The organism is Mesorhizobium sp. BH1-1-4 (genome assembly GCF_020165665.1).
Lineage (GTDB): Bacteria > Pseudomonadota > Alphaproteobacteria > Rhizobiales > Rhizobiaceae > Mesorhizobium.
Genome location: NZ_JAIUIN010000001.1, coordinates 464,343 through 484,643, shown reverse-complemented (window position 1 = coordinate 484,643; position 20,301 = coordinate 464,343). Strand labels below are relative to the sequence as shown.

18 protein-coding genes and 1 tRNA gene are annotated in these 20,301 nt (G+C 63.8%); 7 read left to right on the top strand and 12 right to left on the bottom strand.

Annotated features, from left to right (window positions below; translation table 11 throughout):
* Window positions 1-5: 5 nt before the first annotated feature.
* From LB569_RS02200 to LB569_RS02180, 5 genes are all read right to left on the bottom strand, one after another.
* Entirely contained in the window at window positions 6-2,033 is a 2,028-nt protein-coding gene (locus tag LB569_RS02200) for an aldo/keto reductase (protein ID WP_224690878.1), read from the bottom strand.
* Window positions 2,034-2,069: 36 nt separating this feature from the next.
* Window positions 2,070-3,149, bottom strand: a complete 1,080-nt coding sequence (locus LB569_RS02195) for an ABC transporter ATP-binding protein (RefSeq protein ID WP_224690877.1) — start codon at window positions 3,147-3,149, stop codon at window positions 2,070-2,072.
* A gap of 8 nt (window positions 3,150-3,157) precedes the next feature.
* Window positions 3,158-3,994: a carbohydrate ABC transporter permease gene (locus tag LB569_RS02190; RefSeq protein WP_224690876.1), complete on the bottom strand. Its 837-nt coding sequence runs from the start codon at window positions 3,992-3,994 to the stop codon at window positions 3,158-3,160.
* Entirely contained in the window at window positions 3,991-4,851 is an 861-nt protein-coding gene (locus LB569_RS02185) for a carbohydrate ABC transporter permease (RefSeq protein ID WP_224690875.1), read from the bottom strand. The genes LB569_RS02190 and LB569_RS02185 overlap by 4 nt, the downstream gene beginning before the upstream one ends.
* A gap of 145 nt (window positions 4,852-4,996) precedes the next feature.
* Window positions 4,997-6,265, bottom strand: coding sequence for an extracellular solute-binding protein (locus tag LB569_RS02180; protein ID WP_224690874.1), 1,269 nt, complete (start codon window positions 6,263-6,265; stop codon window positions 4,997-4,999).
* A 104-nt stretch (window positions 6,266-6,369) separates the two neighbouring features.
* Between LB569_RS02180 and LB569_RS02175 the strand changes: the two genes are divergently transcribed.
* Window positions 6,370-7,242 (top strand): helix-turn-helix domain-containing protein, encoded by an 873-nt coding sequence (locus tag LB569_RS02175; protein ID WP_140706029.1) that lies wholly within the window; start codon window positions 6,370-6,372, stop codon window positions 7,240-7,242.
* Between the two features lie 172 nt (window positions 7,243-7,414).
* Window positions 7,415-7,490: transfer RNA gene (locus LB569_RS02170), tRNA-Phe, on the top strand.
* A gap of 56 nt (window positions 7,491-7,546) precedes the next feature.
* Here LB569_RS02170 and LB569_RS02165 read toward each other — a convergent pair.
* The 3 genes from LB569_RS02165 to LB569_RS02155 form a co-directional block, all read right to left on the bottom strand.
* On the bottom strand, window positions 7,547-8,668 hold the full coding sequence (locus LB569_RS02165; RefSeq protein ID WP_224690873.1) for a tyrosine-type recombinase/integrase: 1,122 nt from the start codon (window positions 8,666-8,668) through the stop codon (window positions 7,547-7,549).
* Between the two features lie 469 nt (window positions 8,669-9,137).
* Window positions 9,138-9,359: a hypothetical protein gene (locus LB569_RS02160; protein WP_224690872.1), complete on the bottom strand. Its 222-nt coding sequence runs from the start codon at window positions 9,357-9,359 to the stop codon at window positions 9,138-9,140.
* Between the two features lie 206 nt (window positions 9,360-9,565).
* Window positions 9,566-10,336 (bottom strand): IclR family transcriptional regulator C-terminal domain-containing protein, encoded by a 771-nt coding sequence (locus LB569_RS02155; protein WP_224690871.1) that lies wholly within the window; start codon window positions 10,334-10,336, stop codon window positions 9,566-9,568.
* 119 nt (window positions 10,337-10,455) lie between these two features.
* Here LB569_RS02155 and LB569_RS02150 point away from each other — a divergent pair, with 119 nt between their 5' ends.
* From LB569_RS02150 to LB569_RS02135, 4 genes are all read left to right on the top strand, one after another.
* Complete coding sequence (locus tag LB569_RS02150) at window positions 10,456-11,313, top strand: CoA transferase subunit A (RefSeq protein ID WP_224690870.1); 858 nt, start codon at window positions 10,456-10,458, stop codon at window positions 11,311-11,313.
* The gene (locus LB569_RS02145; protein ID WP_224690869.1) at window positions 11,310-12,116 is read left to right on the top strand and encodes a CoA-transferase subunit beta; all 807 of its coding nucleotides are present in this window, start codon (window positions 11,310-11,312) and stop codon (window positions 12,114-12,116) included. Before LB569_RS02150 ends, LB569_RS02145 begins: the two co-directional genes overlap by 4 nt.
* 1 nt (window position 12,117) lies before the next feature.
* Complete coding sequence (pcaF, locus tag LB569_RS02140) at window positions 12,118-13,323, top strand: 3-oxoadipyl-CoA thiolase (RefSeq protein WP_140706579.1); 1,206 nt, start codon at window positions 12,118-12,120, stop codon at window positions 13,321-13,323.
* A 112-nt stretch (window positions 13,324-13,435) separates the two neighbouring features.
* The gene (locus tag LB569_RS02135) at window positions 13,436-13,870 is read left to right on the top strand and encodes a hypothetical protein (RefSeq protein ID WP_140706041.1); all 435 of its coding nucleotides are present in this window, start codon (window positions 13,436-13,438) and stop codon (window positions 13,868-13,870) included.
* Window positions 13,871-13,879: 9 nt separating this feature from the next.
* Here the strand turns inward: LB569_RS02135 and LB569_RS02130 are convergent, their stop codons facing one another.
* From LB569_RS02130 to LB569_RS02120, 3 genes are read right to left on the bottom strand one after another with little or no spacing between them, the layout of a single operon-like run.
* Window positions 13,880-14,746 carry an alpha/beta hydrolase gene (locus LB569_RS02130; RefSeq protein ID WP_224690868.1) on the bottom strand — a complete coding sequence of 289 codons (867 nt, stop codon included), beginning with the start codon at window positions 14,744-14,746 and terminating at the stop codon, window positions 13,880-13,882.
* Between the two features lie 23 nt (window positions 14,747-14,769).
* A complete protein-coding gene (gene fhuB / locus LB569_RS02125; protein WP_224691116.1) occupies window positions 14,770-16,776 on the bottom strand; it encodes a Fe(3+)-hydroxamate ABC transporter permease FhuB in 2,007 nt (668 codons plus the stop codon).
* A gap of 34 nt (window positions 16,777-16,810) precedes the next feature.
* Entirely contained in the window at window positions 16,811-17,686 is an 876-nt protein-coding gene (locus tag LB569_RS02120; RefSeq protein WP_411970185.1) for an ABC transporter substrate-binding protein, read from the bottom strand.
* Between the two features lie 322 nt (window positions 17,687-18,008).
* On the opposite strand from LB569_RS02120, the gene LB569_RS31900 reads away from it, so the two are divergent.
* Window positions 18,009-18,353 (top strand): hypothetical protein, encoded by a 345-nt coding sequence (locus tag LB569_RS31900; protein WP_140706583.1) that lies wholly within the window; start codon window positions 18,009-18,011, stop codon window positions 18,351-18,353.
* A 65-nt stretch (window positions 18,354-18,418) separates the two neighbouring features.
* Here the strand turns inward: LB569_RS31900 and ggt are convergent, their stop codons facing one another.
* The gene (gene ggt / locus LB569_RS02110; protein WP_224690865.1) at window positions 18,419-20,158 is read right to left on the bottom strand and encodes a gamma-glutamyltransferase; all 1,740 of its coding nucleotides are present in this window, start codon (window positions 20,156-20,158) and stop codon (window positions 18,419-18,421) included.
* Between the last annotated feature and the right edge of the window lie 143 nt (window positions 20,159-20,301).

Genomic DNA, 20,301 nt, shown 5'->3' with positions numbered 1-20,301 from the left:
TTCCATCAGGCCGCGTGCAGAGTGCCGCCGTCCAGCCATTCGAGTTCGGCTGGCGAAAGCGCGATATCGAGCGCCCGCAGACTGTCATCCAGTTCGCCCAGCGTGCGCGGCCCGATCAACGGCACCGATGGGAAGGGCTGGTTGAGCACATAGGCCAGCGCGATGTGGATCGGGCTCTTGCGCAGCCTGGCGGCGAGTTCGATAGCGCGGTCACGGCGACCGAAATTGCGCTCGGAGTACCAGACCCGCACCAGTTCCTCACTGTCCAGCCTGTCGCGCCCGGCGCGGTCGGTGAAGAAGCCCCGTCCCTGGCTCGACCAGGCGAAGTTCGGCATCTGCCTGGATGTCAGCCAGGCCTTCCAGTCGTCGGTGGAGGAGGTGATGCAGCCGGCCCAGATCGGCTCCAGCATTTCGGCCAGCGAGAAATTGTTGGAAAGCGCGCCGGGCTTCTGCTTGCCGGTGCGCTCGGCATAGGCAATCGCCTCGTCCATGCGCTGCATCGTCCAGTTCGAGCCGCCGAACGGTCCGCGGATGCGGCCGGCCTTCACCTCACGATCCATGGCGTCGACGAACTCTCCGACCGGCACGTCCGGATTGTCGCGATGCATGAAATAGATATCGACGTGGTCGGTCTGCAGGCGGTCGAGCGACTGGGCTAGCTGCTTGGCGATAACGTCGGGATAGCAGAGCGGCGTATGCGCGCCCTTGGCGATAACAACCGACTGCTCGCGCACGCCACGGTTCCTCAGCCACTGGCCGAGGAGCATCTCGGTGTAGCCACCGCCATAGACATAGCCGGTGTCGAACAGGTTGCCGCCGGCCTCGAAGAAGGCGTCGAGCAGGATCGACCCGGAGGAAAAGGTGCGGAAATCCTCGAAGCCCAGCGCCACCACCGATGCCGGTTTTGCCAGGCCGGGAATGGCGCGCTTGCCGATCGCGGTGCCGTCAGAGCGCAACGGCCGGCCTGAGATGGTACTGGTGCGCTCGGAAGCCTTCTCGATCTCATACTCCAGCCCCACGGCGGCGCGCCATCTGTCGAGCACGCGCAAGGTGCCGAGGCTGTCGGACCAGGCCATGCCCGGCCAGGCGAATTCCTGGCGCCCGGCGCGGATCGCATCGCCGGCGGCATCGACCTCGAAGGAATAGACATGGCGCTTTTCGTTGACGCTGATGGTCTTTTGTGTGCCGTCGGCGCCGATCACATCGATCCGGCCGAGGCCGACATTGCGGTCGCCGCCGGCGAACCAGAAGTCCGGCACCTCGATTCGCCCCTTCGTGCCGAAGATACGCAGGACATTGTCCTGGTTGAGCGAGATGCTGCAGGAGACCTCGGCGACGATGCCACCCGGAAAATGCAAGACAGCGGACGCCCATTCGTCGACGCCGGATTGGCCAAGATGAGCAAGGCCGGCCACCTTGTCCGGTTCGGCGAACGGCTCGCCGACGGCGGCACCCGCGATCAGCCGCACCATCGAGACGGGATAGCCGCCGACATCGAGGATGCCGCCGCCGGCGAGGTCATTGGCGTAGAGCCGGTGCTCCGGCATGAAATTGGGCATGGCGAAGCCGAAGCTCGACTTGATCATCCTGACCTCGCCGATGACGCCGGACTTGATCAGGTCCACCAGCTTCAACGTCTGCGGGTGCAGCCGGTACATGAAGGCTTCGCCAAGAAAGGTGCCGGCCTTGCGCGCGGCATGCATCAGGGCGTCGGCCTCGAAGGCGGTCAGCGCCAGCGGCTTTTCGCACAGCACATGCTTCCCGGCTTCCGCCGCCCTGATCGCCCATTGCGCGTGGCCGGGATGAGGGATGGAAATGTAGACCGCGTCGATCTCCGGATCGGCAAGCAGCGCGTCGTAGCCGTCGATGATACGGGCGCCGGGAAATTTTTCCGAAAGGCCCGGCTTGCCGGGATTGCGCGCTCCGATGGCGACCAATTTCCCGGTGCGCGAACCGGCGACGCCGCCGGCAAAGGCCCTGGCGATGTCTCCCGGCCCGAGGATGCCCCAGCGAATGGGCGTTGATACAGTCATGTCATTCTCCTTGCGGGCTTGGAAAGGGGCGGCCGGTCAGCGCAGCCGCAGCCCCTTTTCGTCGAACAAATAGGATTTGCGGATGGAAACGGTGACCTCCGATGTCTCGGGGACCCTTGCCGCGTCGCGCTGGATCACCACGTCCTCGCCATGGGCCGTCCTGGCATAAAGGAAGCTCGTGCCGCCCAAATGCTCGACGACGTCGATGGCGACGGTAAGATCGGCATCGCCTTCACCGGCGCCGCCGAAATGCTCGGGCCGCACGCCGACGATGACTTTGCTGCCGGTTTCGGGTGCGGGCCCTGCCAATGGTTGCACAATGCGGGTTTTCTCCTCGCCCGCCAGCTCGACCAGAACCCCTTTTGCATCGCGCCCGACAATGTGGGCCTTGATGAAGTTCATCTTCGGCGAACCGACAAAGCCGGCCACGAAAATATTGTCGGGATTGTCATAGAGATCGAGCGGCCGGCCAATCTGCTCGACATGCCCGGCGCGCAGCACGACGATCCGGTCGGCGAGCGTCATCGCCTCGGTCTGGTCGTGCGTGACATAGATCATGGTGGTGCCGAGTTCCTTGTGCAGCCGCGAGATCTCGACCCGCATCTGCACGCGCAGTTCGGCGTCGAGATTGGAGAGCGGCTCGTCGAACAGGAACACTTGCGGCTCGCGCACGATGGCGCGGCCGATGGCGACACGCTGGCGCTGGCCGCCGGAGAGTTTTTTCGGCCGCCGCTCCATGAATTCGCTGATGCGCAGGATCTCGGCCGCCCGCTTCACCCGCCGGTCGGTATCGGCCTTGGGATTGCCGGTCATGCGCAGTCCGAAGGAGAGGTTCTGTTCGACGCTCATATGCGGATAGAGCGCGTAGGACTGGAAAACCATGGCAATGCCGCGATCGGCCGGCTCGACATCGTTGACCACCTTGCCGCCGATGGCGATCTCGCCGCCGCTGATGTCCTCGAGCCCGGCGATCATCCGCAGTAGCGTGGACTTGCCGCAGCCTGACGGGCCGACGAAGACGACGAATTCCCCGTCCCTGATGTCGATGTTGGCGCCGTGGACAACTTCGAAGGCACCGAAGCGCTTGGCGACATTGGTGAGCGTGACGTTTGCCATGCTGCCTCTTACTTGACCGCGCCGGCGGCGATGCCGGCGATGAAATGACGCTGCAGGAGCACGAAAACGATGAGCATCGGCACGGTCAGCATCACCGCGCCCGCCATGATGCCGCCCCACGACACCTTGGTGAGGCCGATCAGCGTACCGAGCGCCACGGGTGCTGTCATCGAACCGGGCTGGCTGTTGATCAAAAGCGGCCACAGATAGTTGTTCCAGGAGGCGAGGAACAGGATGATGCAGAGCGCGGCCAGCATCGGCCGCGCCAGCGGCAGGGCGATGAAGACGAAGATGCGCCACTCCTTGACGCCCTCGACGCGGGCGGCGTCGAACAGGTCGTCGGGCATCATCGAAAAACTCTGGCGCATGAACAGCACGCCAAGCGAATTGAACAGCGGCGGCACGATCAGCGCCACCCAGGTGTTGGCGAGCTTGAAGTCGCGCGCCACCATGATGAATTGCGGGATCAGCACCACCGCATAGGGCAGCGTGATGGTGCCGAGGATGATGGCGACGACCACGCCTTTGCCGACGAACTGGTAGCGCGCCAGCGCCCAGCCGGCCATCGAGGTCAGCATCACCGACAGGAAGGTGTAGGTCACCGCCACGCAGACCGAGATGACGATGGCGCCGACGAAGTCGGTGTCGCGCTGCAGATTGTCGAAATTGTCGATGAAATTGCCGTGCGGCAACAGCTCGATGCCGGGGCTGAAGATGCCGTTGTCGGGCATGGTGGAGAACACCACCATCATCCACAGCGGAAACAGCCAGATCAGCGCCAGCGGCGTCAGAAAAAGATGCAACGCGATGCTTCGTTTCAGTCTTGCCGATGCGAGCGAGCTCATTTCGGTTCCCTCGTCAGCCACAGTTGCACCAGCGTGATAGCGATCGCCAGCCCCGCCATGGTGTAGGCGACGGCCGAGGCATAGCCGAAGTTGAGCGAGCGGAAACCCTGGCGGTAAAGCAGCAGGCCGAGCGTCTCGGTGCCGCCGCCCGGCCCGCCGCGTTCGGTGATCAGGAACGGCTCGGTGAACAATTGCATGGTGCCGATGATCGACAGCACGGCGCAGAAGACGATGACCGGCTTCAGCAACGGCAGCGTGATGTAGAAGAACTGCTTGAGCTTGCTCACCCGGTCGAGCGTCGCCGCCTCGTAGACATCCTCGGGGATGGATTGCATGCCGGCGAGCAGGATGATGGCGTTGTAACCGGCCCAGCGCCAGGTCACCGCGATCATGATCAGCGCCATGGCCGGCGTGACATTCGAGAACCAGTCGATCTTGGGCAGGCCAATGCTGTTCAGGAGCTTGTTGACGATGCCGAAATCGAGGCTGAACATCAGCCGGAACACCGCGGAATAGGCGACCTCGCCGACCACCACCGGGGCGAAGAAGGCGAAGCGATAGAGGCCGCGCGCCTTGAGCAGTGGCGAATTCAGCAGCACCGCCATCACCATGGCCAGCGCGATCATCACCGGAACCTGGATGACCAGGATGAGCAGCGTGTTCTTCAGCGCGTTGAAGAAGGCGGGATCGCCGATCAGCCGGCCCCAGTTGAAGCCTGGCGCGAAGCGCCAGGGCACGGTGCGCGTCGCCTGGAAGGAGATTATGAACGAGGAGATGATCGGCCATACCCAGAAGATGGCGAAGATCAGGAGATAGGGCGTGAGAAAGCGATAGGCCGTGGCATTGCGGTTGCGCATCTTTTCTCCTCCTTTCGCTTCTCCTTCTCCCCTTGTGGGAGAAGGTGGATCGGCGCGTAGCGCCGAGACGGATGAGCTGGAACACCCCTCATCCCACCGCTTCGCGGCCACCTTCTCCCACAAGGGGAGAAGGCAAGACGGCGCTTTACTTGACCGGTAGTCCAGTCGCCGCGGCGATCTGGCTGGCGGCATCGTCGAGGGCCGCCTTGGCGTCGGCATAGCCGCCGGCCAGATATTTGGTCTGCACCGCGCGGACGATGATCTCGGCATCGCTCTGGAACTGCGTGCCGCGGCTCGGGACCACCTTGGGCAAGGTGCCGAGAATATCCTTCCACACCGCCTGGCCGCCCCAGTAGGGCAGGCCCTGGCTGACATAGGGGTCGTTCAGCGCCGAGACCAGCGAGGGGACGAGGCCGAACTCCTTCAGCATGGTGATCTGGCCTTCATTGGTGCCGAGCGTGTATTTCAAATATTCGTAGGCCGCTTCCTTGTTCTTCGACGCCGAGGTGATGGCGAGCGAGGAGCCGCCGAGATTGGCCGCGCGCGGGCCGTCCGCGGTCAGGCTCGGCATCAGATAGACGCCCCATTTGCCGTTTTCGCCCGCCGATTCGGTGCGGATGGTGCCTTCATACCAGCCGCCATAGACCTGGGTGGCGACGGTTCCGGCGGTGTTGTTGGTGATCTTGGTGCCCCAGTCGGCGGACGTGACGATGCCGGCGTCCTTCATCTCCTTGAGCTTGGTCATGGCGTCGACGCATTTGGGCTGGTTGACCGTGATCGACTGGCCGTCCTCGGCGAAATAGGCGCAGCCCTGTTCGTTGGCGATCATGCGGAAGAATTCACTGTCGCCGTTGAAATCGGCGTTGGTCATCGAGACACCCGGATTGGCGGCCTGGATCTTCTTGCCGGCGGCGATGAAATCGTCCCAGGTCTTGATCGATGCCGGATCGACGCCGGCCTTCTCATAGAAGTCGCGGCGATAGAAGGCGGCGACCGGGCCGGAATCCCACGGCATGGCATAGGCCTTGTCGCCGACCTCGAGTTCGGTGCGTTTGAAATCGGGGAATTTCTTCTGGTCCTCGGCGCTGTAGCCCAGCGTGTGCAGGTCGACAAAGCAGTCTGGGAACTGGCTCCAGTAATTCTCGGCCTCGCCGTTCTCGATGGTCACGATGTCGGGCAGTCCGACGCCACCGGCGGCACAGCCGGCGATCGACTTGTCGTAGGTCGGCTGATTGCCGAGATCCTGGACCGTGACCTTGATGTCGGGATGGAGCTTGTTGAAGCCGGCAACCGTCGCCTTCAGCGACGAAGCGGCGACATTCCAGCTCCAGATGGTGATTTCGCCGGACTGCGCAAAGGCCGGGGCTGAGCCCAGGGCAAGCGCGAGCGCGGCGCATGTCAGTGTGATGCGCATTGAAATCCTCCCATTTCATTTGCTCTCTCTGCGAGCCCGGCTAGACTAGGCGGCGCGGAAGGCTTGTCGCCGACAAAGGGAATACGGAATTGGCGGAAAGTAAGATGCCGGAACGGCCGTTTTACCAGCCAGGCGCCAGCAGCGTGGAAGGGCTGCCGCTGCTCTTGCAGATGTTTCACACCGCGCCGCTGGTGATGCTCAAGCCACATTGGCATGCCCAGGTCGAGGTGAATTTCATCGTGCGCGGCAGTGTGCACTACCGCATGAACGAGCATGAGATTTCGCTTTCGGCCGGGGAGATGTGCTTTTTCTGGGGCGGCCTGCCGCATCAGATGGACGATCTCAGCGACGACGCCATCTATGCCGGCGCGCACCTGCCGCTGGTGCATTTCTTCCGGTTGCATCTGCCAGCCGACATACGCCACCGGCTGATGACCGGGGCAACGCTGGTGACCAGCGCCACCGACCAATCCGACAACGACAATTTTGCGCGCTGGAACCGCTATGCCCGCTCGGGCGATGCGGCAAGGACCGAGCACGCCGTCAACGAGCTGCTGCTGCGGCTGGAGCGGGTGCGGTTCGAACCTTACAGGCTGGTGCCGGAAAACCCGGCCGGACAGGAAGCGGGCAACCCGTTCGACCAGCAATCGTCGCGCAATGTCGGGCGCATGTGCGATTTCATCGCCGAGAATTTCCTCTACGACATCGATTGCGTGAACATAGCGGCGGCCGCCGACATCCACCCCAAATACGCCATGAGCCTGTTCAAGAAATCGACCGGCATGACGCTCAACGAATATGTCAACCTGTTGCGGCTGAGCTATGCGCAGGCGCTGCTGATGCACCAGGACGCCAATGTGCTGCGCGTCGCCATGGACTCTGGCTTCGGCTCGCTCAGCGCCTTCAACAAATCCTTCCGCAAGCTCGCCGGCATGACCCCTTCCGATTTCCGCAAGGGGCTGGCAAGCGCCAGATAGGCCGGACCGCGGCGCGGAAAGCAGCGGATCGCACGGCATTTCTTTTCCTGCCGGAAATCCACATCTAGGCGCTGGACAGGCTGGATTCCCATGCTATAACCCACGCGCTTTCAAGGGGCGCCCACGGCGCTGCCATGAAATCCGGAGCACGAGTTTTCGTTAGCCGGAACAGGCCCAGATAGCTCAGTTGGTAGAGCAGCGGACTGAAAATCCGCGTGTCGGTGGTTCGAATCCGCCTCTGGGCACCATCACTTTCCTTGCCGTCTGATTTGCACGGTTTTTTGCCCCGTTTTGTCCAGCCGATTTACACCACCCCGTTTTTCTGGACACTTTTGTTCTCGGTTTCCTCCGCACCTTCCCTATCGGCAAGCAGTCCGACCGCGCTCTTGGCAATGACCTTTTGGCGCGCTGCCTTGGTGTAGCGCGTCACCTCTTTTGAGGTCTGATGCCCCGTCATCGACATGATCTGATGCTCGGTGGCGCCGCGATCGGCCATGCGGCTTGATGCTGCCTTCCGTAGGCCATGGGCGCTGCATTGCGGCAAGTTGGCTTCGTCGCACCGCTTCCGAAACCAGTTGCCGAAGCCGTTGCCAGTGAAGCCACGGCCGAACTCGGTCACCAGAAACGTCAGATCCCCGCAGGGACTGTTGTCGATGGTGAACTGCAGCCTGGGGTGGATCGGGATTTCCAACGTGATCGGTTTTTTGTTTCGACCCTTGTACTGGGTGAAGTGGAGAACGCCCTTGCGCACGTGCTGCTTGCCGAACAGCACCACATCGCTTCGGCGCTGAAGGGTGTAGAGCAGCAGGTCGAGGGCAAGGCGGGCCTTGGTGCCGACCGGATGCCGTTTCTCGAACTGCTCGACCTCTTCGATGGTCCAGGAGTGGAAGCCTTCCGACCCTGTTTTGAAATAGGCGATATCTCGGGCCGGGTTGACGGTGACAAGGTCGATCTCGGGAAGGCATGCCCATTTGAAGACCTGGCGCAGCGCCTTGACGCGGCCGTTGGCTGCTTCCTTCAGGTCGGCCTTGCGGTCGCGCAGCACGCGCACCGACTTCGCCGTAAAGGCTGGCAGGGGCATATCCTCGAAGAGCTTCGTTCCGCCCGGCTTGGTCGTCTCAGCCCAGCAGGATTCGAGAATGAGCCGGCGAACCTGGCGCGTCTTCGGGTCGAGGTGCTTGAACTCGGCCGACGCATAGTATTGCTCGCACAGCCAACGCAGAGTTCCCTTGCCGGCAAGCTTTGGACCTGTAGCGCCAATTTTGATCTCGCCTTTCAGGGCCTGATAATAGACTGTGTTGAATTCGTCGGTGCCGGGGACGCCGGGTAGCGGGATCTTCTTTGCTTTGCCGCGGCGGAAATAGAACCGGAGGATGCCATCCGTCCGATCCTCAACGATGTAGGCTGAAGCTTGCAGCCTGTTCAAGCCGCGCGCCGTCATAGTGGTGTGTTGCGCCGGGAACCCGCCAAATCAGGCGGGTTTTTTGTTGACTTCGTGGGGATCGAGCTGCGTGAGGGTCGCGGCTTCGAGGGCTACTGCGAACCTGGCATTTTGGCATATCCATTGGGATCTTTGTGGACGCCCGGCGACGGCGAGGTTTCCGCTGGCGCATTCCCACCCTGGTTTTGCTCAGGAGCGCGCTTGAACGGCGCTGTCCGCCATGAGCCCCCTGACAGGGGCGTAAGCACAAAAATTGCCAGCAGGCATAGTAAAATGGCCCCGGCCAAGACCACTCCCCACTTGAGGACCCGGCCTGTTCCCTTCTGTTCCTCTCGGCGCGATAGATTGTCTGTCATCGGGTTCACTTTCTGAATCAAGGCAATTCAGGCCCAAACTTGATGACAGCAACGATGTTCCATCTGAGCCCCCACAAGGAGACTTCTATGTCAACTCGCTATGCAACCATCATCACGGACGACGACGGCCAAGAGGTCGTTTCAAACGTAGGCACGCCGACGTGCTTCCCTGCCAGATCTTTGGCAATGCGGATTGCGCGCTCCTCGCTCTGCTGATCGGCCGGGCCGAATGCAGGGAATAGCTCGCCATCATTGCCACGATCGAAAGCGACGACGACGATGAGCTTCGGTCTCTTCTGGTTCGGAACCTGGTCAGACATGCGCCATGATAGCTGCTGGACACTTTTGCGAAAAGATCAATGATTGCGTGGGAAGCGAAACTGTCCAGCCGCGCCGCAAGGCATTGAATCTGCCTATTTTCTGTGCCTCGCCTCTGGGCACCATTTCCCTCCCGCCATTCCCCACGCCGAAGCCTCTACGCTTGCACGTGTGATCTTTTCCGAGAGTATCCCGGAAATCCCCGGCGTCAGACGACGAAGAACTCCTCCACCCGCGCCTTGGCCATTCGAAGCACCGGCAGGATGTCGCGCTCCATCGCCTCGACCGAAAAGCGCGCCGACTGGGTCGAGACATTGATGGCCGCGACGATGTGGCCGGCGCGGTCGTTGATCGGTACGGCGATCGACCGCAGCCCAAGCTCCAGTTCCTCGTCGACGATGGCGAAGCCGTCCGTTCTGGCGTTGGCAATGGCCTTCGCGAGCAACGACCTCTCAACAATCGTTTTCGGCGTCCGCCGATCGATCGTCGCCTTGCCAAGAAATGCTTCCAATTCCCCTGACGTCAGTCCTGCCAGCAGCATTCTTCCCATTGAGGTGCAATAGGCGGGCAGCCTGGTGCCGACATCGAGCGAGATGCTGACGATACGGCGGCCGGGAATACGGGCGACATAGACGACATCCTCGCCCGACAGGATCGCCGCCGAACAAGCCTCGTTCAACTGCGCCGCCACGGCGCGCATGATGGGCGTCGCGAAGGTCCACAGCGAGGCGCCTCCCAGCCAGGTGCGGGCGACAGTCAGCAGGCGGGGCGACAAGGAAAATACACGGCCGGACCGGGTCGCGTAGCCGGTGGCGACCAAGGTCAGCAGGAAGCGCCGCGCGCCGGCGCGGGTCAGGCCGGCTTCCTCGGCCATCTCCGTCAGGGTCATGCCGGCGGGATGCCGGGCCAGAATCTCCATCACGCCAAGCCCACGCCCGAACGATCCGACATGGTCACGCGAAACGGTCTCGTCGTCCATGCCGCCTCCGGAAATCCAATGCCACCGGATTGACTCGGCGGCAGAGCTCGACGTAGAAGTATCGCATATAAAACATATGTTCGCAATACGAACTTTTTTGCATATGCGGAGCCATTGGAATGGTCAAGTTCCTGCCCCTGAAAGAGGCTGTCGCGGAGAATTTGCATGACGGCGACACGGTGGCCTTCGAAGGTTTCACCCATCTGATCCCCACAGCCGCCGCCCATGAGGCGATCCGCCAGGGGTTTCGCGACCTGACCCTGATCCGCATGACGCCCGACCTGATCTACGATCAGATGATCGGCATGGGCATGGCGAAGAAGATTGTTTTCTCCTATGTCGGCAATCCCGGCGTCGGCTTGCTGCGGCGCGCCCGCGACGCCATCGAAAACGGTTTTCCCCGCTCGATCGAGGTCGAGGAGCACAGCCATGCCGGTATGGCCAACGCCTATGAGGCGGGCGCCGCCGGTCTGCCTTGCGCCGTGTTTCGCGGCTATCGCGGCGCCGGTTTGGCGGCGGTCAATCCGAACATCAAATCAGTCACCTGCCCATTCACCGGCGAGGTGCTCGCGGCCGTGCCTTCGATCCGGCCTGACGTCACCTTCATCCATGCGCAGAAGGCTGACAGAAAAGGCAATGTGCTGGTCGAAGGCATCATCGGCATCCAGAAGGAAGCGGTGCTCGCCGCCAAACGCGCGGTGGTGACGGTCGAGGAAGTGGTCGACAGTTTCGACGATCTGCACCCGAATTTGACCGTGCTGCCGCGCTGGACCATCGCGGCGATCTCGGCCGTGCCGGGCGGTTCGCATCCATCCTACGCGCATGGCTACTATGTCAGGGACAATGCCGCTTATCTCGAATGGGACGAGATCGCCGGCGACCGCGAGAAATTCCAGGCCTGGATGCAGGCAAATGTGATCGAGAAGAGCGCCGATGATTTCGCCGCCCGGATCGAGCATCTGAGGAGAGCGGCATGAGCGACAATGATAGCCCCTTGGCCTTCACCCCCAATGAGATGATGACCATCGCCGCCAGCCGCGCGTTGAAAAACGACGATGTCTGCTTCGTCGGCATCGGCGCGCCATCGGCCGCCTGCAACGTGGCCCGGCTGACGCACGCGCCCGACATCACCTTGATCTACGAGAGCGGCACGATCGGTACCGCGCCCGATGTGCTGCCGCTGTCGATCGGCGATGGCGAATTGTGCGAGACGGCGGTCACCACCGTCGCGGTGCCGGAGATGTTCCGCTACTGGCTGCAGGGCGGCCGTATTTCCATTGGCTTTTTGGGTGCCGCCCAGCTCGACAAGTTCGGCAACATCAACACCACCGTGATCGGCGACTATTTTCATCCCAAGACCAGGCTGCCCGGCGGCGGCGGCGCACCGGAGATCGCGACCTCGTCGAAGGAGATCTACATCACCATGGTGCAGTCGAAGCGCGGCATGGTCGAGAAGATCGATTTCTTCACCTCCTTCGGCCATGGCGAGGGCGGCGATCATCGCAAGCGGCTGGGCATCGATACATCAGGCCCGACGCTTCTCATCACCGATCTCGCCATCTGGAAGCCGGATCCGCTGACCAAGGAATTCATTGTCGTCTCGCTGCATCCCGGCATCACCCTTCAACAGGTGCAGGAGAGCTGTGGCTGGACGGTCAGGTTCGCCGAGGCGCTTGACGAAACGCCCGCACCAAGCGAACTCGAACTGAAGACATTGCGCGACCTGCAGGCCCGCACCAAGGCGGCGCATGAAGGGACCGGAAAAGGGAAAGCAGCCTGACATGGCCGAGGCCTATATCTGCGACTACATCCGTACGCCGATCGGCCGCTTCGGCGGTTCGCTATCCCAGGTACGATCAGACGATCTTGGTGCGATACCGCTAAGGGCATTGGTCGAGCGCAATGCCGGCATCGACTGGCAGGCGGTCGACGACGTCGTCTATGGTTGCGCCAACCAGGCCGGCGAGGACAACCGCAACGTGGCGCGCATGGCGCTGCTGCTCGCCGGGCTGCCGAAGGAGATACCGGGTTCGACCGTCAACCGGCTGTGCGGCTCGGGCATGGACGCGCTGACCATCGCCGCGCGCGCGATCAAGGCCGGCGAAGCGGAGCTGATGATCGCGGGCGGCGTCGAATCGATGAGCCGGGCGCCCTTCGTCATGCCCAAGGCCGACGCTGCTTTTTCCCGCAATGCGGAGATCTATGACACCACCATCGGCTGGCGCTTCGTCAACCCGCTGATGAAGAAGCAGTACGGCGTCGATTCCATGCCCGAGACCGGCGAGAACGTGGCGGAAGACTTCGCAGTTTCCCGCGCGGACCAGGATGCTTTCGCCGCACGCAGCCAGGACAAGGCGGTCGCGGCACAGGCCAATGGCCGGCTGGCGAAGGAGATCACCCCGGTGACGATCCCGCAGCGCAAGGGCGACGCAGTCGTCGTCTCGAAGGACGAGCATCCCCGCGCCGGTACCACGGTCGAGACGCTCGGCAAATTGCCGACGCCGTTCCGGCAAGGCGGCACGGTGACGGCCGGCAATGCTTCCGGGGTCAATGACGGCGCGGCGGCGCTGATCGTTGCCTCGGAGGCGGCCGTGAAGACATACGGGCTGACGCCGATCGCCCGCATCCTCGGCGGCGCGGCCGCCGGTGTCGCGCCGCGCATCATGGGCATCGGTCCGGCGCCGGCAACGCAAAAGCTATGCGCGCGGCTTGGCCTGACGCCGCAACAATTCGACGTCATCGAGCTCAATGAAGCCTTCGCTTCGCAAGGCATCGCCGTGCTGCGCCAGCTTGGCATCGCCGAGGATGCCGAGCACGTCAACCCGAATGGCGGCGCCATCGCGCTCGGCCATCCCCTGGGCATGTCCGGCGCCCGCATCTCCGGCACGGCGGCACTGGAGCTGCGCGAACGCGGCGGACGCTATGCGCTGGCCACCATGTGCATCGGCGTCGGCCAAGGCATCGCCATCGCGCTGGAGCGGGTCTGACCGCTTCAGTGGGTGGTACGACTTTGCTCTCATCCGCCTTCTTGCGGATTCAATTTGCTTGGTGATCCCACAACCCTAGGGCAAACTCCCTGCCGGGGCTGCAGGAGGTGAAATGAGAGCACGCGCAGCGACGCTGGGGGATCTCGAGGATGTCTTCCATGGCCTGTCCAAACGGATGTCGGACGAGTACGCGGCGGCCGGCAAGGACAGCAAGATCGCCTACGACAATCTGATGATGAATCTGAAGGAAGGCCGGGCGCACGCACTGGTCGAGGGCGACAAGGCCGTGGCGATCATTGCCTGGCATGAGAACAGCGACGCGGCCGATACGCTGTTTGCCGCGCAGGAGGATTTTTTTCGCGGCTCGACCGTGCGCTTCTGCAAGCGGCACATCAGGCATATCCAGGCGCTTGCCGGGAACCTTCCCATCCACTCGCGCAGCTGGCTGCAGGGGCCCGACGTCGCCCGATGGTTCGGCATTATCGGCTATGACGAGCGCGGCCAGGAAAACGGCGCCAAGCTGTTCGAACTGCTGCCGGCGCGCTGAACAGAAATTCTACCGCACGTCGAACGCCGCCTGCACCGCGCGATTGACGGTCACCGGCAGGATCGACATGTGGTTCTCGCCGGCGTGCAGCTCGAAACTCGCCCGCAGGCCCGGCAGCGCGTCGAGACGTTCCGCCATCGCCCGCGCGAATTCGTCGGTGCGGATCAGTTTCTTCTGCTGCAGGCGCTTTTCCTCGTCTTCCGCGCCGATCTGGAACGGCGCCAGCTTTTCGGTCTCGTATTCGCCGGCCGACAGGATCACGTCAGCCTCCAATCCTTCTGGTATGGCGATTTCGAATGGCTCCAGGAAGCGATCGATGGCGCGGTCCTCCCAGTAGATGGCCGGGCTGGCGGCGATGAAGGTACGGAACGAAAGCGGGCGCGTGAACAGGGCGTAGAGCGCGAACAGGCCACCAAAGGAATGGCCGTAAAGCGTCTGGCGATTCTCATCGATCCTGACCCGGCTGGCGACCCAAGGCTTCAGCTCATCCTCGATGAAGGCCAGGAACTCCCCTGCCCCGCCGGTCCTGACTTCCGGTGTGCCTTCGTAGAAGGGCGGGTAGGTTCTGCCCGGTGGGGGTCCCAGGTCCCATGAGCGGCGCAGCGGGTCGTAGGCGCCCTCGACGGGATAGCCGATGGCGACGATGACGCCCCAGCCGACATTGGTGCCGGCGGGATAGAAGGCCTGCGCGCGCATGGCGTCAACCGCCGTTGCGATGACGGCATTGCCGTCGGTCATGTAGAGCACCGGCCAGCCGGTCTCGGGCGCCGGGCCGGAGGGCACATGGATGAAGACCCGCCAGGGGGCGCCACCGTAGGCCGGAACGAAATCGTGAGCAGTGGTGTCGGCGATCAAAGCGGGCGTCGACTTGGACATCAATATCTCCACAGGGACAAACGTCAGCGGCGGCGCAGCAGCCACATCAGGACGGGACCGCCGATCAGCGTCGCGACGAGGCCGGCCGGGATCTGGCGCGGGAAGATGGCGGTGCGGCCGATCCAGTCGGCACAGACCATGATCAGCGCGCCGGCGAGCACCGCGCCGATGGCTTGCGGCAGCGCGCGTGACAGGCCGAGGCGTCGGGCCAGGTGCGGCGCCATCAGGCCGATGAAGGTCAGCGGCCCGACGACAAGCGTCGAGGCGGCGGTGAGCGCGGCGACCATCAGGAGCACCAGCAGCCGTGTTGCCTTGAGGTTGACGCCGAGACTTTGAAGCGCGGCGGATCCGAGTGGCAGCATGTCCAGCCAGCGCATGAAGAGTGGGGTCGCCAGGAACAGGCAAAAGGCAGTCATCGAGGTCAAAAGCGCCGAGCCCGCGTCGACGCCATAGGTCGAACCGGTGAGCCAGTTGAGCAGCAGCATGGCGCGCGGATCGCCGGTGGCGGTCAGCACCAGGATCAGCGCGTCGAACAGGGCCGTCAGAGCGACGCCGGCAAGCAGCAGCCGCTCCGGCGCATAGGCGGCGCGGTGGCCGATCGCCAGCGTCGCCAGAAGGGCGGCGAAGGCGCCGATCGTGGCGGCCACGGTCTGCACCGGTCGGCTGGCGTCGGTGAGCGCGAACAGCGCCACCATCATGCCAAGCGCCGCGCCAGCGCTGATGCCGAGCACTTCGGGACTGGCCATCGGATTGCCGGTCAGCCGCTGCATCATCAGCCCGGCCAGCGCCAGCATCGCGCCGGCGGCAAGCGCCGCGGACACTCTGGGCAGCCGCCAGGACAACAAGGGTTGCAGCTGATCGCCGGACGCGAATGTCCAGCCATCTGGCCCCGGCGCGTAGAGCAGCGCCAGCACGAGCATCAGAAGCAGGACGCCAGCAATCGCCGCCAGCACAAGGCCCGGCCTTGTCGTTCTGGGCAACCGCTCGGTGGTCAGGGCCGGCGCTTCCGTCCCAAGCGCGAGTCGGGGCAGAAGCCACAGCAGCAGCGGCGCGCCGAGAAGCGCGGTCATCGCGCCGGTCGGCAGCAGGTCGCCCTGCGGCCCGGTCGCCAGTTGCACCCCCTGATCGGCGGCCCACAGCAGTGCCGCGCCAATCAGCGGCGCCATCACCAGTTGCTGGCCAAGCCGGCGGGCGCCGCCGATGCGCGCGAGCGTGGCGGCTGCGAGACCGACGAAGCCGATGACGCCGACGGCGGCAACGACGAAGGCGATCAGGGCGACCGCCGCCGCCAGGCCGGCGAAGCGATAGACACCGAGCGGAACGCCGAGGCTGCGCGCGCCTTCGTCGTCGAGGCCAAGCAAGGTCAGCGGGCGCACCATCAGGCCGATCGCCAGCGCGGCACCGCCAAGGCGCGGCAGAAGCCACAGCGTCGCCGACCAGTCCTGCTGGCCGAGCGAACCAGCGCCCCAGAGGAACAGGCTGGCCAGCCATTCATGCCGAAGCACCACCAGCGCGGCACCGATGGCGCCGGCATAAAGGGTGACGACCAGCCCGGCGAGCACGACCGAAAGCGGCGACAGGCCCTTGTGCCAGGAGAGCGCCAGGACCGCGGCAAGGGCCGTGAAAGCGCCGGCAAGCGCCACCCATTCGCGGCCGTGGGCCAACAGGGAGGGCGCCAGGAGCGTCGCCAGCGCCAGCGCCAGATAGGCACCGGCCGAAACGCCGACGGTCTCCGGCGAGGCGAGCGGGTTGCGCAGAACCTGCTGCAGCACCGCGCCGGCCAAACCAAGCGCCGCGCCACAGAGAAGGCTGACGGCAAGCCTGGGCAGGAAGGCGTAGTGAACGAGCACCTGCCTGATATCTTCAACATCGGGATTAGCGAGCGCATCCGACCAACGCGCCGCCGGCAATTGCACGCTCATGTTGGAGAGGGTCGCGGCGCTGGCCGCGCAGACAAGCACGACGCAGAGCAGGATCGCGCCCAGAGGATATTTGCCTGGCATGCGAGACGACGAGGCATGGCCGCGCATGAGGCTGGCGTCGTCGGGCAAGAGTGCTTGCTGCTCAGCCACGGGCGGTCTCCGCCATCAGCGCCCCGGCCAGCATTCGGGCAAAGCGGCGCGCCGAGGGCAGCGTGCCGAACATCAGCACCGCGGGCAGGCGCATGATCGAGCGGTTGCGAACGAACGGCATGGCGTTCCAGACCGGGCTCTCGGTCAGTGTACCGGTTGCCCCTTCGGGCAAGGGTTCGAGATAGGCAAGGCGTGCGTCGTCGGACGTCGTCAGGCCGTCGATGCCGACGGTCGCAAATCCCCAGTAATTGGTCTCGCCGGTCCAGGCATTGCGCATGCCGATGCGGTCGAACACCGCCTGGAACAGGCTTTTTTCGCCATAGACGCGCACATTGCGCGGATCGAGGAAGCTGACGACATAGACCGGCCGTGCCGAAAGCGGTTCCAGCTGCTGCTTGACGGTCGAGAAATGGGCCTCCGTCGCCGCGATGAGCGCCTCGCCTTCGCTTTCCTTGCCGACCAGCCTGGCCAGTTGCCGGGTCGCCTCGACGGCCCGCTGATAGGGCTGACCGTCCGGCGTATAGATGCCGATCGTCGTCACCGGCGCGACGCGTTCGAGCAGCGGCCTGATGCCGTCGAGAAAAGGGATGGAAAGGATGACGTCGGGACGAAGCTGCTGTAGGAATTCGAGATTGGGCTCCAGGATCGTGCCGATATCGGCGACCTCGGGCGGCAGCTTCGGCTCGACGACCCACTTCTCCCAGACTTCGCGGTCGGCGACGGCGACCGGCGTGACGCCGAGCATCAGCAAGGTCTCCGCCAGCCCGTCATCGAGGCAGACGATGCGCAGCGGCTTCGCCTTGGCTGGCGGCGTCACCATGCCGGCCAAAGGCAAGGTGAACAGCGCGAGCGCGCGGCGGCGTGTGATCAGGCCGTGCGGGCGATTTGCCTCTCCTGGCCGGGGTCGATGGTCTGTGTTCAACTTGGCTTGCCTGTTTGCGGGACCTGGTCTTCGGGGACCGATTCCGGTTGACTAGTAAACAGGATATTTCCAGTCAAGTTTTAAGACGAGACGCGGGCGACAAATGCGAGGGACGCAGGTGACGCGAACCGGCAACAGCTCCGGAAATCCGTCAGCAAACCATCGCCGAAAACGGGCCGAAGGCGGTGCCGGGCGCATCCGCCACAGCGCGATCGGGTTGCACTCGGCAGGCGTTGATGGTTTGTTGCCGGTCAGCGGAGATCAAGTGATGCGAGAATCCATGGGTCAAGACGAATACGGGTCGGCGAACCCCTTCGATCCGGACGACCTGCCGAATCTGAACGCAATCGGTCCAGCCATGGGCGGCGGCAACGACTTCGAGAAATACGCGGTCGCCGTGATCATCGTGTTCGGCGCCCTGATCATCGGCGGGCTGATGGCCGCGTCGATGACGTTCGGCCATCGCAACGGCTTCCTCTTCGCCCTCGGCGGCGCCACGTCGGCCTGGATTTCCGGCAATGCGCTTCTGCTCGACCGGCCGCGCATCTACGCGCTGTTCGTCGGCATTGCCGCCTTGATGCTGATTGCATCGACCATCACACTGGTGACCTGACGGCACTTGCCGGTCCCGAAAGGCGGAGTCCGGCTTCGCCGCTCAGGGAACGGGCTTGCCGCCTGTCAGTATCCGAGCGCCTCGCCCGATGCCGCGCGGCTGTCGATGGCACCATTGTAACGCGCGCCGCCGCCCTTCTCGATTTCGGCCAGGCTCTTGCCGCCGACGAGAATGCCCGCCGCCTGGCCCCAGCTCTGGTCGGCGAGATCGAGGTGGTAGCCCATGCCGGCCAGCAGCCTTTCGGTGTCCGGCGACAGGCCGAACGGCTCGATATAGACGGTGTCGGGCAGCCATTGGTGATGAATGCGCGGCGCGTCGATCGCCTCCTGGATGTTCATGCCGTGGTCGATGACGTTGACGATCGCTTCCAGCGTGATGGTGATGATGCGCGAGCCGCCCGGGCTGCCGATGACCATGAACGGCCTGCCGTCCTTGGCCACGACGGTCGGGCTCATCGAGGACAGCGGCGTCTTCTTCGGCTGGATGGCGTTGGCTTCGCCCTGGACGAGGCCATAGAGGTTGGGCACGCCGGGCTTCTGGGTGAAGTCGTCCATCTCGTTGTTGAGCAGGATGCCGGTGCCGTCCGCCACCACGCCGGCGCCGAACGAACCGTTCAGCGTGTAGGTGACGGCGACCGCATTACCCTCCTTGTCGATGATCGAATAATGCGTGGTCTCCTTCGACTCGCCGAATCCCTTCGGCATCAGATCCTGCGATACGCCGGCCCGGAATGGATCGATCTTGTCGCGGATGTCCTTGGCATAGCCCTTGTCGAGTAGCTTCGAAACCGGATTGTCGACGAAATCGGGATCGCCGAGCGCCGAATTGCGATCGACATAGGCGTGGCGCATCGCCTCGACCATGACATGCACCGTCTCGGCCGAGCCGGCGCCGAGATAGGAAAGCGGATAGCCTTCCAGCACGTTGAGGATTTCGCAGATGATGACGCCGCCGGAGCTCGGTGGCGGCGATGAGATAATCTCGTAGCCGCGATAGGAGCAGGTGACGGGCTTCAGTTCGCGCACCGCATATTGCTCGAAATCGCCCTTGGCCAGGATGCCGCCCTTGGCGCCGCTTGCCTTGACGATGGCGTCGGCTATGGCGCCCTTGTAGAAGGCATCGGGCCCTCTCTCGGAAATGGCCGACAGGGAGGCGGCAAGGTCGGGCTGAACCAGCTTCTCGCCAATGCCGTATGGCTTGCCGTCGGGTTTGAGGAAGATGGCCGCCGCCGCCGGATCCTTCGCCAGCCTGTCGGCGCCGCCGGCGAATGACGCCGCATCGCCCTGGTTGAGGACGAAGCCATCCCTGGCATAGGCGATCGCCGGCGCCATCAAATCCTGTCTGGATACGGTGCCGTATTTCTCGCGCGCGATTTCGAAACCGGCGACCGAGCCCGGCACGCCGACCGCCAGATAGCCGTCGAGGCTGGCGCCCTTCACCGGGTTGCCGTCCTTGTCGAGATACATGGTCTTGGTCGCGGCAAGCGGCGCGCGCTCGCGAAAATCGAGGAAGGTCGATCTGCCGTTCTTGAAGCGGATGGTCATGAAGCCGCCGCCGCCGATGTTGCCGGCATTGGGGTAGACGACGGCCAAGGCATAGCCGACGGCGACCGCCGCATCGACGGCATTGCCGCCTCTCTTCAACACCTCGACGCCGACTTCCGAGGCGAGATGCTGCGCCGTGACGACCATGCCGTTCTCGCCTTTGGCAGGGGCTGGCGACGCGGCGAGGACGGCGGCGGATGGTGGGAAGGCGAAGGTGATCGAAAGGCTGACGGCAATGAGCGTCCGGCGGGTGAGATGCATGGCGGGACTCCTAAGCGGGGACGCCTACGAAAGACCTTCGGGAGGCGTTCGTCCAATAACAATTGAATAAGCGCGTGAGAGACCCCCTCACCCGGATTGCCGAGTCGAATTGCAAGAGCAATTCGGGCAATCCGACCTCTCCC

Coding starts and splice junctions, on each gene's coding strand:
- ggt (WP_224690865.1), bottom strand. CDS start 20,158: ATGCATCTCACCCGCCGGACGCTCATTGCCGTCAGCCTTTCGATCACC.
- LB569_RS02195 (WP_224690877.1), bottom strand. CDS start 3,149: ATGGCAAACGTCACGCTCACCAATGTCGCCAAGCGCTTCGGTGCCTTC.
- LB569_RS02185 (WP_224690875.1), bottom strand. CDS start 4,851: ATGCGCAACCGCAATGCCACGGCCTATCGCTTTCTCACGCCCTATCTC.
- LB569_RS02135 (WP_140706041.1), top strand. CDS start 13,436: ATGAGAGCACGCGCAGCGACGCTGGGGGATCTCGAGGATGTCTTCCAT.
- LB569_RS02190 (WP_224690876.1), bottom strand. CDS start 3,994: ATGAGCTCGCTCGCATCGGCAAGACTGAAACGAAGCATCGCGTTGCAT.
- LB569_RS02200 (WP_224690878.1), bottom strand. CDS start 2,033: ATGACTGTATCAACGCCCATTCGCTGGGGCATCCTCGGGCCGGGAGAC.
- LB569_RS02145 (WP_224690869.1), top strand. CDS start 11,310: ATGAGCGACAATGATAGCCCCTTGGCCTTCACCCCCAATGAGATGATG.
- pcaF (WP_140706579.1), top strand. CDS start 12,118: ATGGCCGAGGCCTATATCTGCGACTACATCCGTACGCCGATCGGCCGC.
- LB569_RS02180 (WP_224690874.1), bottom strand. CDS start 6,265: ATGCGCATCACACTGACATGCGCCGCGCTCGCGCTTGCCCTGGGCTCA.
- fhuB (WP_224691116.1), bottom strand. CDS start 16,776: ATGCGCGGCCATGCCTCGTCGTCTCGCATGCCAGGCAAATATCCTCTG.
- LB569_RS31900 (WP_140706583.1), top strand. CDS start 18,009: ATGCGAGAATCCATGGGTCAAGACGAATACGGGTCGGCGAACCCCTTC.
- LB569_RS02160 (WP_224690872.1), bottom strand. CDS start 9,359: ATGTCTGACCAGGTTCCGAACCAGAAGAGACCGAAGCTCATCGTCGTC.
- LB569_RS02155 (WP_224690871.1), bottom strand. CDS start 10,336: ATGGACGACGAGACCGTTTCGCGTGACCATGTCGGATCGTTCGGGCGT.
- LB569_RS02175 (WP_140706029.1), top strand. CDS start 6,370: ATGCCGGAACGGCCGTTTTACCAGCCAGGCGCCAGCAGCGTGGAAGGG.
- LB569_RS02130 (WP_224690868.1), bottom strand. CDS start 14,746: ATGTCCAAGTCGACGCCCGCTTTGATCGCCGACACCACTGCTCACGAT.
- LB569_RS02150 (WP_224690870.1), top strand. CDS start 10,456: ATGGTCAAGTTCCTGCCCCTGAAAGAGGCTGTCGCGGAGAATTTGCAT.